Annotated in this window: 1 protein-coding gene; it reads left to right on the top strand. The window is 75.3% G+C overall.

From position 1 onward, the window contains the following. Positions 1 to 9: 9 nt before the first annotated feature. Positions 10 to 13746 (top strand): type I polyketide synthase, encoded by a 13737-nt coding sequence (locus BT341_RS34420; RefSeq protein ID WP_072480211.1) that lies wholly within the window; start codon positions 10 to 12, stop codon positions 13744 to 13746. Positions 13747 to 13777 lie beyond the last annotated feature (31 nt).

Below are 13777 nucleotides of genomic sequence, written 5' to 3'. Positions count from 1 at the left end.
TGAACGCACGTGACGACTGAAGCGAGGTACCTCGACTACCTCAAGCGGGCCACCGCCGACCTGCGCGAGACCCGGCGGCTGCTGCGCGAGGCCGAGTCGCGGAACACGGAGCCGGTCGCCATCGTGTCGATGAGCTGCCGGTACCCCGGCGGCGCCGCCTCGCCCGAGCAGCTGTGGTCGCTGGTCGAGGCGGAGACCGACGCCATCTCGGCGTTCCCCGCCGACCGCGGCTGGGACCTCCAGGCGATGTCCGCCCCGGGCGCGGGATTCGTCACCGAGGGCGGCTTCCTCCACGACGCGGCGGAGTTCGACGCGGCCCTGTTCGGCATCTCGCCCCGCGAGGCGCTGGCCATGGACCCGCAGCAGCGGCTCGTGCTGGAGGCCTCCTGGGAAGTGCTCGAACGGGCCGGGCTGGACCCGACGTCGTTGCGCGGCAGCCGGACCGGCGTGTTCACCGGCGTGATGTACCACGACTACACGGTCGGCGTCCGCGCCGTGCCCGAGCAGTCGGCGGGCTTCCTCAGCACGGGCAACGCGGGCAGTGTCGTGTCGGGCCGGGTGTCCTACACGTTCGGGTTCGAGGGGCCCGCGGTCACCGTTGACACGGCGTGTTCGTCGTCGCTGGTCGCGCTGCACCTGGCCGTGCAGGCGGTCCGGCAGCGCGAGTGCTCGCTGGCGCTGGCCGGCGGCGTGGCGGTGATGGCCACGCCCGGCACGTTCGTCGACTTCAGCAGGCAGGGCGGGATGGACCCCAGCGGCCGGTCGAAGTCGTTCGCCGCCTCCGCCGACGGCACGGCGTGGAGCGAGGGCGTCGGCGTCCTGCTGGCGGAACGGCTTTCGGACGCGCAGCGCAACGGCCACCCGATCCTCGCGGTCGTCCGCGGCACGGCGGTCAACCAGGACGGCGCGAGCAGCGGTCTCACCGCGCCCAACGGGCCGTCCCAGCAGCGGGTCATCCGCCAGGCCCTGGCGAACGCCCACCTCGCGGCCGAGCAGGTCGACCTGGTGGAGGCGCATGGCACGGGCACCCGCCTCGGCGACCCGATCGAAGCGCAGGCCCTGATCGCCACCTACGGCCGTGACCGCGACCGGCCCCTGTGGCTCGGGTCGATCAAGTCGAACATCGGCCACACCCAGGCGGCGGCCGGCGTGGCCGGGGTGATCAAGGTGGTCGAGGCCATCCGCCACGGCCGGCTCCCGAAGACCCTGCACGTCGACGAGCCGACCCCCCAGGTGGACTGGTCGGCGGGGGCGGTGGAGCTGCTCACCGAGGCCCGCGACTGGCCGGAGACGGGCCGGCCGCGCCGGGCGGGGGTGTCGTCGTTCGGCATCAGCGGCACCAACGCCCACGTGATCATCGAAGCGCCGCCGGCCGTCGGAGCGGCCGAGGCCGCGGAGTTCGCCGAGCCCGCTGCCGCGGCTGGGGTCGCTGTGGCGGCCGGTCCCACCGAACCGGCCAGGTCCGCGCCGCCCGTTGTGCCGTGGGTGCTTTCCTCCAAGTCAGAGGCCGGACTGCAGGCGCAAGCCCGCCGGCTCGGGCGGTGGACCACAGCAAACTCCTCGCCCGCCGACCTCGGGTTCTCCCTCGCCACCTCCCGGGCAGCACTGGACTACCGCGCCGTCGTCCTGGGCGCCGATCGCGATGAGCTGCTCGCCGGCGTCAGGTCGGTCGCCGCGGGGGAGACCGGCGATGGTGTCGTCTCCGGGGTGGCCGGGCTGTCCGGCGCGGGTCCCGTGCTGGTGTTCCCGGGCCAGGGTGCGCAGTGGGTCGGCATGGCGGTCGAGCTCCTCGATTCCTCGGAGGTGTTCGCGGCGAGGTGGGCGGAGTGCGAAGCCGCCCTGTCCTGCTTTGTGGACTGGTCGCTCACCGAAGTGGCGCGTTCCGATGACCCCTCGGTACTGGAGCGGGTCGATGTGGTGCAGCCGCTGCTGTGGGCGGTGATGGTGAGTCTCGCTGAGCTCTGGCGGTCGGCGGGGGTCGAGCCGGCCGCGGTGATCGGTCACTCCCAGGGTGAGATCGCCGCCGCGGTGGTCGCCGGAGCACTGTCCACAACAGACGGCGCTCGCGTGGTTGCCTTGCGGGCGAGGGCGATCACCGAGCTGGCCGGGACCGGCGGGATGCTGTCCGTTCCGCTTCCCGCCGCCGAGGTGGAACAGGACCTGGACCCCCGGCTCGGCATCGCCGCGGTGAACGGCCCGTCGGCCACAGTCATCTCAGGCGAAGTCGCCGCCCTGGACGAAGCCCGGAAACAGTGGGAAGCCCAGGGCATCCGCGTCCGCCGCGTACCAGTGGATTATGCCTCCCACTCACCCCAGGTGGAGGCGATCCGGGACCGCATCCTGCAAGACCTGGCCCCGGTGAACCCGTCCAGCGTGGACACGGTCTTCTTCTCCACCCTGACCGGCACCCAGATCGACACCGCCGAACTGACCGCCGGCTACTGGTACCGCAACCTCCGCGCCACCGTGAGATTCGAAGACGCCACCGAAGCCGCCATCACCGCCGGCCACACGGTCTTCATCGAAAGCTCCCCGCACCCGGTCCTCACCGTCGGCATCCAGCAAACCCTCGACGAACGCGACGTCACCGGGGCCGTCCTGCCGACGCTCCGCCGCGACCACGGCAGCCTCCGGCAGGTCTACCGCGCCTTCGCCGAGGCCTACGTCCGGGGAACCACCGTCGCCTGGGAAAAGCTGACCCCCGGCCACCGGGTCGACCTCCCCACCTACGCCTTCCAGCGCGAACGCTTCTGGCTGCCCACCGCCGTCGAAGCGCCGGAAGCCCCCGCGCCGCGGATGAGCGGCTCCCTCGAAGACCGGTTCTGGGACGCCGTCGAGCGGGGAGACCTCACGGGCCTCGCCGAAACCCTCGACCTCCCCGACGGCGACCAGCTCGGCAGCGTCGTGCCCGCGCTCTCCGCCTGGCACCGCAAGCACCGCGAGTCCGCGATGCTGGACCAATGGCGCTACCGCGTCACGTGGAAGGGCATCGGCACGCCCGCCGGCCGGCTCGGCGGGACCTGGCTGGTGCTCGATCCCGGCACGCGCGTCACCGCCGCCGTCGTCGCCGCGCTCGAAGAAGGCGGAGCGACGCCGCGGGTGCTCGAAATCGGCGACTGGGACCGCGCCGCGCTGGCAACGCAGCTCACCGAGGCCGTCGCGGAACACCGGCCGGCCGGGGTGGTTTCGCTGGCCGCGCTCGCCGAGGGCCGCCGGGACGGCTGCGTCGTCGCGCCGCGCTCCCTGACCGACACCCTGAGCACCGTGCAGGCACTCGGCGACGCCGGGATCACCGCGCCGCTCTGGTGCCTGACCACCGGTGCCGTCCGCGCCGAGGCCGGCGAGCCGGTCCGCAACCCGGTGCAGGCGACCGCGTGGGGCCTCGGCCGGGTGGCCGGGCTGGAACACCCCGACCGCTGGGGCGGCCTGATCGACCTGCCCGCCGAACCGGACGAGCGCACGCGGCACGCGCTGGCCGCGGTGCTTTCCGGTGCGCCCGAGGAGGATCAGGTCGCCCTCCGCGCGTCCGGGACGTACGTGCGCCGCCTCGTGCGTGCTCCGCGCACCCGCCTGCCGGGTGCCGTCGCCTGGCGTCCGGAGGGCACCGTCGTCGTCAGCGGCGGCACCGGCCCGCTCGGCTCGCACGTCGCGCGCTGGCTGGCGGCACTCGGCGCGGACCACCTGGTGCTGCTGAGCCGCCGGGGACCGGCCGCGCCGGGCGCCGAAGAGCTGCGTGCCGAACTCACCGAGGCAGGCACCCGGGTCACCATCGCCGCCTGCGACGTCGCCGACCGCGAAGCCCTGCGGGCGGTGCTGGCCAAGGCCGGTCCGCTGTCGGCGGTGTTCCACACCGCGGCCGCCCTCGACGACGCGGTCGTCGCCGGGCTCACCGCCGACCAGGCCGACCGGGTCCTGCTCCCCAAGCTGCGGGGCGCGGTGAACCTGCGGGAGCTCACCGCGGACCAGCCGCTGTCCGCCTTGGTGTTCTTCTCCTCCATGGCCGGCACTTTCGGCGCTTCCGGACAGGGAAACTACGCGCCCGGCAACGCCTTCCTCGACGCGTACGCGCAGGCATTGCGGGCCGAAGGCGTGCCGGCGACCTCCATCGCCTGGGGGCCGTGGGCGGGCGCGGGCATGGCGGAGTCGGGCATCGGCGAGCTCGCCCGCCGGCACGGCGTCCCCGAGATGGCCCCGGAGCGCGCGCTGGCCGTGCTGCACCAGGCCGTCGAGGACGGCGAGGACGCACTCGGCGTCCTCGACATCGACTGGGACCGGTACTACGTCGCCTACACCGCGACCAACCCGACGAAGCTGTTCGACGAGCTGCCCGAGGTCCGGCGGCCGGCCGTCACCGCGAAGGCCGAGCAGGCACCGTCCTCCGACCTGGGCCGCCGGCTCGCCGGCCGGAACCGGGCCGACCAGGTCCGGCTGCTCACCGAGCTGGTCGGTGCCCAGGTGGCCACCGTCCTCGGTTACGCCTCGGCGGGCACCGTGCGCGAGGACCAGGCGTTCAGCGACGTCGGGTTCGACTCGGTGACGGCGGTCGAGCTGCGCAACCGGCTCGCCGCGGCGACCGGGCTGAAGCTGCCGGCGACGCTCGTGTTCGACTACCCGACGCCGAGCGCGCTGGCCAAGCACCTGCGTGCCGAGCTGCTGGGCGGCGGTGACGCGCCCGTGGCGGCCGAAGCGGCGGCCGTCGCCGACGACCCGATCGCGATCGTGGCCATGTCCTGCCGGTTCCCCGGCGGCGTCGGGTCACCGGAAGAGCTGTGGGCGCTGCTGGCCGAGGGGCGCGAGGGCATCGGGCCGTTCCCCGCCGACCGCGGCTGGGACCTCGACGCCCTCGCCCGGGTCAGCCCCGACGGCACGAACACCCTGGAAGGCGGGTTCCTCACCGACGTCTCCGCGTTCGACGCCGGGTTCTTCGGGATCTCGCCGCGGGAGGCACTGGCGATGGACCCGCAGCAGCGGCTGCTGCTGGAGGTGGCGTGGGAGACGCTGGAGCGGGCCGGGATCGACCCGGCCGCTCTGCGCGGGAGCCGGACCGGCGTGTTCGCGGGCACGAACGGCCAGGACTACGCCGGGTTCCTCGCCTCGGTCGCGAAGGACGTCGCCGGCTACATCGGCACCGGCAACGCCGCGAGTGTCCTTTCCGGACGCGTGTCGTACGCGTTCGGCTTCGAAGGGCCGACGGTCACGGTCGACACGGCGTGCTCGTCGTCGCTGGTCGCGATGCACCTGGCGGCGCAGTCGCTGCGGGCCGGGGAGTGCTCGCTCGCCCTCGCGGGCGGCGTCACCGTGATGATCACGCCGACGTTGTTCCTCGAAGTCAACGAAAACAACAGCGTGGCCGCCGACAACCGCTGCAAGGCGTTCGCGGATTCCGCGGACGGCGCGGGCTTCTCGGAGGGCATCGGCCTGCTGTTGCTGGAGCGGCTGTCCGACGCCGAGCGCAACGGGCACCCGGTCCTGGCCGTGCTCAGAGGCTCGGCGGTCAACTCCGACGGCGCGTCCAACGGCCTGACCGCCCCGAACGGCCCGTCCCAGCAGCGGGTGATCCGGCAGGCGCTGGCCGCCGCCGGACTGTCCACGCAGGACGTCGATGTGGTCGAGGCGCACGGCACGGGCACGAAGCTCGGTGATCCGATCGAGGCGCAGGCGCTGCTGGCGACCTACGGCCAGGACCGGGAACACCCGCTGCTGCTCGGCTCGGTCAAGTCGAACCTCGGGCACACCCAGGCCGCGGCCGGGGTGGCCGGGGTGCTGAAGGTGGTGCTGGCCCTGCGCCACAGCCTGCTCCCCAAGACCCTGCACGTGGACACCCCTTCCTCCCGGGTGGACTGGTCGGCCGGGTCGGTGGAACTGCTGACCGAGGCCCGGCCGTGGCCGGACGCGGGCCGCCCGCGCCGCGCGGGCGTGTCGTCGTTCGGCATCGGCGGCACCAACGCCCACCTGATCATCGAGGCCGCCGCACCCGCTCCGGCCGCCCCGGCCGCCGAGGAGCCGGCCACGGTCCCGCTGGTGCTGTCCGCCCGGACCGCGCCCGCCCTGCGGGCCCAGGCCGCCCGGCTGCGGGCGCTGCTGGCCGAGCCCGGCGCCTCCCCGGCCGAGCTCGGCCGCGCGCTCGTCACGACCCGCGCCGCCTTCGAACACCGCGCGGCGGTGGTGGACGACGACCCGGCCACGCTGCGCGACGGCCTCGACGCGCTGGCGAACGGGCTGCCCGCGACGAACCTGGTGACCGGCACGGCCGGCGCCACCGCGGCGGGCAAGGTCGTGTTCGTCTTCCCCGGCCAGGGTTCGCAGTGGGCCGGGATGGCCGTCGGCCTGCTGGCCGATTCGGCGGTCTTCCGCGCGGAGCTGACGGCGTGCGACGCGGCGGTGCGCGAGGTCACCGGCTGGTCCGTGGTCGACGTGCTCACCGACGTGCCGGGCACGCCCGGCCTCGACCGCATCGACGTGCTGCAGCCCGTGCTGTTCTCGGTGATGGTCTCGCTGGCCCGGCTGTGGGAGTCCTTCGGCGTCCGGCCCGACGCGGTGGCCGGGCACAGCCAGGGCGAAGTCGCCGCGGCCTACCTCGCGGGCGCGCTGTCCCTGCCGGACGCCGCCCGGGTCATTTCCGTGCGCAGCCGCGCGATGACCGAGGTGTGGGGCCAGGGCGAGATGATGTCGCTGGCGCTGTCCGCCGAAGAGGTCGGCGCCCGGATCGCGAAGTGGGGCGACGCGATTTCGCTCGCCGTCGTCAACAGCCCGTCGTCCGTCGTCGTCTGCGGGGACGGCGGGAAACTCGCCGAACTGGCCGCCGAGTGCGAGGCGGACGGTGTCCGCGTGCGCAAGGTCCGCGGCGCCAACGCCGCCGGCCACTCGCCGGCCGTCGACGTGCTGCGCGAGCCGCTCCTGCGCGACCTGGCCGTGCTGCGCCCGGCCGCCGCCGAGGTGCCGTTCTACTCGACGGTGACCGGCGCGGTGCTCACCGAGCCGGCCGACGCGGCGTACTGGTGCCGCAACATGCGCGAACCGGTGCGGTTCGAAGACGTCACCCGGGCACTGATCGCCGACGGCCACACCCTGTTCGTCGAACTGAGCCCGCACCCCCTGCTCGCCTCGGCGATCCAGGAGACCGCGCAGGACGCGGGCGCCGCGGTGCTCACCTTCGGCTCGCTGCGCCGCGACGAAGGCGGCCTGCGGCGGTTCACGCGCTCGCTGGCCGAAGCGCACGTCCGCGGTCTGCCGGTCGACCTCGCCCGCGTGTTCGGCGAGGGCGCCGTGCCCGAGCTGCCCACCTACGCCTTCCAGCGCGAGCGGTACTGGCCCGAGGCCACGGCCGCGACCGCCGCGGTCACCGCGCACAGCCCGGACGAGGCCCGCTTCTGGTCCGCTGTGGACAGCGGGGACTCCGGCGCCGTCGCGGGCACCCTGGCCATCGACGACTCCGAGGCGCTGCGCGCGCTCGTGCCGGCGCTGTCGGCCTGGCGACGCGACCGGCTGGAGAAGTCGGTGGTGGACGACTGGCGGTACCGCACGGTGTGGCGGCCTCTGCCCGCCGCGGCCGGCGCCGCGCTGTCCGGCACCTGGCTGGTCGTCACCCCGCCCGGCGTCGACGCCTCGGCGTACGCCGGCGCGCTCGCCCGCCACGGCGCCGAGCCGGTCACGCTCGAACTGCGCCCGGACGAGCCGTTCGAGGCGCCGGCGGCCGAGGTCGACGGCGTGCTCTCGCTCCTGGCGCTGGACCCGGCGGGCCTGGCGGCCGCACCGGCGACGCTCGCCGCGACGGCCGCCCTGTTGACGGCCGTCGACGCTCCTCTGTGGACGGTCACCCGCGGCGCGGTCTCCGTCGGCCGCGCCGACCGCCTCACGGCACCGGAGCAGGCGCCCGCCTGGGGCCTCGGCCGGGTGGCCGCCCAGGAGCACCCCGACCGCTGGGGCGGCCTGATCGACCTGCCCGCCGAGTTCGACGACCGCGCGGGCGACCGGCTCGCGGCGGTGCTCACCGGTACCGAGGACCAGGTGGCGATCCGCGCCTCGGGGGTGTTCGGCCACCGGCTCGTCCGCGACCGCGTCGCCGGCCAGGCGCCGGCCCGGGAGTGGCAACCCCACGGAACCGTGCTGGTCACCGGCGGGACCGGAGCCGTCGGCGCCCACATCGCGCGGTGGCTGGCCCGCTCCGGTGCCGAGGGCCTGGTGCTGCTCGGCCGCCGGGGACCCGCCGCGCCGGGCGCCGCCAAACTGGCCGCCGAGCTGACCGCGCTCGGGGCCGAGGTGGCCGTCGTCGCCTGCGACGTCACCGACCGCGAGGCACTCGCCGCGGTGCTCGACGCCATCCCGGCCGAGCGGCCGCTGACCGCGGTGCTGCACGCCGCCGCCGTGCTCGACGACGGCGTCCTCGACCGGCTGGACGCCGGGCGCTTCGAAACCGTGCTGCGCCCGAAGGCCCTCGCCGCGGCCGTACTGCACGAAGCCACCCGTGCTCTCGACCTCGACGCGTTCGTGCTGTTCTCGTCGGTCGCCGGCACGCTCGGCAACTCCGGGCAGGCCGGCTACGCCGCGGCCAACGCCTACCTCGACGCCCTCGCCGTCGCGCGCCGCGCCGAAGGCCTGCCGGCGACGTCGATCGGCTGGGGCGCGTGGGCGGGCAGCCGCGCCACCGAAGGCGTGGCCGGGCAGACCCGGACCCGCCGCGGCGCCGCCGGCGCGATGGAGCCGGCCATGGCGATCACCGCCATGGCCACCGCGCTCGCCCACGACGACACCGCCGTCGTGCTCGCCGACCTCGACTGGACCCGGCTGGGCCCCGCGCTCACCGCGGGCCGGCCGAACCCGCTGGTCGCGGAGCTGGTGACCGCGGCACCAGGTGGCGAGCCGGCCGGCGACGAGGGTCTCGCCGGGCGGCTCGCCGCGATCCCGCCGTCCGAACGCGCCGACGCGGTCCTGGAGTTCGTGCGCGCGCAGGCCGCCGCCGTGCTCGGGCACGCCTCCGCGGACGCCGTCGAGCCGGACCGGCCGTTCCGCGACCTGGGGTTCGACTCGCTGACCGCGGTCGAGTTCCGCAACATCCTCGGTGCGGCGACCGGGCTGCGCCTGCCGGTCACCCTGGTCTTCGACCACCCCACCCCGCTCGCGGTCGCCGGGCAGGTGCTCGAGCGCGCGTTCGGCGCCGGCGAACCGGTGCGCGCGCCGGTGCCGGCGTCCGCCGCCGCCGACGAGCCGATCGCGATCGTCGCGATGGGCTGCCGCCTGCCCGGGGGGATCCGCTCGCCGGAGGACCTGTGGCGGCTGCTGGCCGACGGCGGTGACGCCGTCGGCCCGTTCCCCGAGGAGCGCGGCTGGGACATCGACCGGATCTTCGACCCGGAACGCTCGAAGCCCGGGACCACCTACGTCCGCGAAGGCGGCTTCCTGGCCGACCCGGGGGAGTTCGACCCGACGCTGTTCCGCGTCTCGCCCCGCGAGGCGCTGACCATGGACCCGCAGCAGCGGCTGCTGCTGGAGATCGCGTGGGAGGTGTTCGAACGCGCCGGGCTCGACCCGCGGTCCCTGCGCGGCAGCGAAACCGGCGTCTACGTCGGCACCAACTACCAGGACTACCCGGCGCTGCTGCACCAGGCGGGCGGCACCGACGAGGGGTTCATGGTCACCGGCGGCGCGGCCAGCGTCGTGTCCGGGCGGCTGTCCTACACGTTCGGGCTGGAAGGGCCCGCGGTCACCGTCGACACGGCCTGCTCGGCGTCGCTCGTCGCGCTGCACCTCGCCGCCCAGGCGCTGCGGCAGGGCGAGTGCTCGCTCGCGCTGGCCGGCGGCGCCACGGTGATGGCCACGCCGATGCTGTTCGTCGGCATGAGCGCCCAGGGCGGGCTGGCCGCCGACGGCCGGTGCAAACCCTTCGCCGGTGCCGCCGACGGCACGGGCTGGGGCGAAGGAGCCGGGCTCGTGCTGCTGGAACGGCTGTCCGACGCCCAGCGCAACGGCCACCCGGTGCTGGCGCTCGTCCGCGGCTCGGCGGTCAACCAGGACGGCGCGTCGAACGGGATCAGCGCGCCCAGCGGCCCGGCGCAGCAGCGGGTGATCCGCCAGGCACTGGCCGGGGCCGGACTATCCACACAGGACGTCGACGCGGTGGAGGCGCACGGCACGGCCACCACGCTCGGCGACCCGATCGAGGCGCAGGCGCTGCTGGCCACCTACGGGCAGGACCGGCCCGAGCCGCTGCTGCTCGGCTCGGTCAAGTCCAACCTCGGGCACACCCAGGCGGCCGCGGGCATCACCGGCGTGCTGAAGATGGTGCTGGCCCTGCGGAATGGCCTGCTGCCGAAAACGCTGCACGTCGACGAACCCACCCCGTACGTGGACTGGACCGCGGGGAACGTCCGCCTGCTGACCGAAGCGCAGCCGTGGCCCGACCACGGACGGCCGCGCCGCGCCGGCGTCTCCGCGTTCGGGGTCGGTGGCACCAACGCGCACGCCATCCTCGAACAGGCCCCGGAACCGGCCGGACCGCCCGCCGCAACCGAGGCCGGCGAGCTCGCCGTGACGCCGTGGCCGCTGTCCGGCGACTCACCCGCGGCGCTGCGGGCCCAGGCCCGCGAACTGCGGGAACACCTGCTCGGCCACGGCGACCTGCGCGCCGCGGACGTCGGCCACACGCTGGCCACCGCGCGGGCGGCACTCGGCCACCGCGCGGTCGTCACCGGCGCGGACCGCGACGAGCTGCTCGACGGGCTCGCCGCCGTCGCGGCCGGCCTGCCCGCCGCGAGCGTGGTCACCGGGACCGCGAGCGGCCGCGGCAAGCCGGTGGTGCTGTTCTCCGGCCAGGGTTCTCAGCGGATCGGGATGGGCCGCGAGCTCGCCGCCGCGTCCGGGGTGTTCGCCGACGAGCTCGACGCCGTCTGCGCCCACCTGGACCAGCACCTCGACCGGCCGCTGCGCGAGGTCATGTGGTCCGGCACGCCGGAGGAGCTGGACCGGACCGAGTACGCCCAGGCCGCGCTCTTCGCGGTCGAAGTCGCCCAGTTCCGCTTGCTGGAACGCTGGGGGCTGCGTCCCGGCGCGCTGGCCGGGCATTCGATCGGCGAGCTAACCGCGGCCTACGTCGCCGGGGTGTTCTCCCTCGAAGACGCGGCCGCGCTAGTCGCCGCCCGCGGCCGGCTGATGCAGACGCTCCCCGGCGGCGGTGCGATGCTGGCGGTCCAGGCGTCCGAAGAAGAGATCACCGCCGCGATCGGCGGCACCGGGCTGGACGTCGCCGCGGTCAACGGCCCGGCTTCGGTCGTCGTCTCCGGCGACGAGGACGCGGTCGCCGCGTTCGAGGCCGCGTGGCGGGTCCGCGGCCGGAAGACCCGCCGGCTGCGGGTTTCCCACGCCTTCCACTCGGCGCGGATGGACGCGATGCTCGCGGGGTTCGCCGAAGCCGCCGCGAAGGTCACCTACCACGCACCGAAGATCCCGGTCGTCTCGAATGTGACCGGCGAACCCGCCGGGGAGACCGACCTCGTCACGCCGGAGTACTGGGTCCGGCACGTGCGCGGCACCGTGCGGTTCGCCGACGGCGTCCGGGCGGCCGCGCGGCTGCACGCGGGCCCGTTCGTCGAACTCGGCCCGGACGGCGTGCTCACCGCACTGGCCCAGGAGACACTCGGCGCGGACGAGCGGGTGTTCGTCGCCGCGCAGCGGGCCGATCGCCCCGAGTTCGCGGCCTTCCTGCTGGCGGCCGGGCGGCTGCAGGCGACCGGGAGCGCGGTCGACTGGACCGAGGTGTTCGCCCCGGCGAAGCCGCATCCGGTGCCGCTGCCGACCTACCCGTTCCAGCACGAGACGTTCTGGCCGGAGATCGTCCACGCCGGCTCGCGCGCGGCCGTCGACCGGCTGCTGTACCGCGTCGGCTGGCGGCGGATCGACCTGGCCGCCGGGAAACCGGCCGGCCGCTGGCTGCTCGTGCTCCCCGAAGGGGACGTCGAACCGGCCGCGACCGCGCGGGCCGCCCTGGACGCGGAGACCACCGAACTACGGATGGGCACGGAAAGCCGCGCCGAGCTCGCGGCCCGGCTGACCGGGCTGGGCGCGTTCGACGGCGTGCTGTCGCTGCTCGCGCTCGACGAGGAACCCGCGCCGATCGTGCCCCGCGGCGCGGCCGCGACCCTGCGCTTGATCCAGGCCCTCGGCGATGCCGGCGTCGGCGCGCCCCTGTGGCTGCTCACCGAAGGCGCGGTCGCGGTCGGCGGCGGCGACGTCGTCACCGGCCCGGCCCAGGCGATGGCGTGGGGCTTCGGGAAGACACTCGGCCTGGAGCAGCCTGCCCGGTGGGGCGGTCTGGTCGACGTTTCGGCCGGAGTGGCTGCCGGGCAGCTCGCCGCGGTCCTGGCCGGCGCCGGCGACGAAGACCAGCTCGCGGTGCGTTCCGACGGCGTGTATGTCCGCCGGCTCGCCCGGGCGCCGCTCGGCCCGCGCGGCGAGCCGTGGACGTCCCGCGGGACGGCGCTGATCACCGGCGGGACCGGCGGACTGGGGGCCGAGGTGGCGAAGTGGCTCGCCCGCGGCGGCGCCGAGCACCTCGTCCTGACCAGCCGCCGCGGCCCGGCCGCCGCCGGGGTGGCCGAGCTCGAAGCCGAGCTCACCGGGCTCGGCACCCGGGTCACCGTAGTCGCCTGCGACGTCGCCGACCGGGACGCGCTGGCCAGGGTGCTGGCCGACGTCGGCGGCGAAGTCCGCACGGTGGTGCACGCGGCCGGGATCAGCCTCAACAACCCGATCGCCGCGACCACCGACGCCGAGCTCGAAGCCGTGGCCGCCGCGAAACTGGCCGGTGCGGTGCATCTCGACGAGCTGCTCGGCGACCGCGACCTCGACGCTTTCGTGCTCTTCTCGTCCATTTCCAGCACCTGGGGCAGCGGCGCGCAGGCGGGCTACGGCGCGGCCAACGCGTTCCTCGACGCCTTCGCGCACTGGCGCCGGGCCCGCGGCCGGACGGCGACTTCGATCGCCTGGGGCGCGTGGGGCGACGTCGGCATGGTGAACCTGGCGGGCAACGCCGAAGCCGCGCGCCGGCTGGGGCTCGCCCTGATGCCGCCGTCCGCGGCGATCGCCGCGCTGGCCGCGGCACTGGACCAGGACGAAACCACGGTGACGGTCGCCGACGTGGACTGGGCGACCTTCGCCCCGAGCTTCACGCTGGCCCGCCGTCGCCCGCTGCTCGACGACCTCCCGGAGGTCCGCGCGGCGGCCGACGGGGACACCGCGGCCGACGGCGTGGCCGAGCAGCTGCGCGGGCGGCTCGCCACGATGTCCGGCGCCGACCGCACCCGGGCACTGGCCGAGCTGGTCGGCGCCCACATCGCGGCGGTGCTGGGCTACGCGGGCGCCGGCGCCGTCGAGCCCGGCCGGTCCTTCCGCGAACTGGGCGTCGATTCGCTGACCGCGGTGGAACTGCGCAACCAGATCGGCGCGGCCACCGGCCTGCGGCTGCCCGCGACGCTGGTGTTCGACCACCCGACGCCCGCCGACGTGGTCGACTTCGTCCGCGACGAGCTGCTGCGGGACGGCGACGAGGGCCGGACGGTCATCGACGACCTCGACCGCGTCGACGCCGCGCTCGACGCCGACCTGCCCGTCGGCGACCGCCGCCTCGTGGTGGCCCGGCTGCGCTCGTTGCTGGCGAGGTTCGACGACGACACGGAAACCGGCGGCAGCGGGCTCGACACGGCCACCGACGACGAGCTGTTCGCGCTCGTCGACCACGACCTCGGACTGTCTTGAGCACGAGGAGGGACGATGTGACGGAGAACGA

Origin of the sequence: Amycolatopsis australiensis, assembly GCF_900119165.1 — a bacterium.
In the GTDB taxonomy this organism is placed as follows: domain Bacteria; phylum Actinomycetota; class Actinomycetes; order Mycobacteriales; family Pseudonocardiaceae; genus Amycolatopsis; species Amycolatopsis australiensis.
This window is presented reverse-complemented; position numbering and strand designations above follow the sequence as displayed.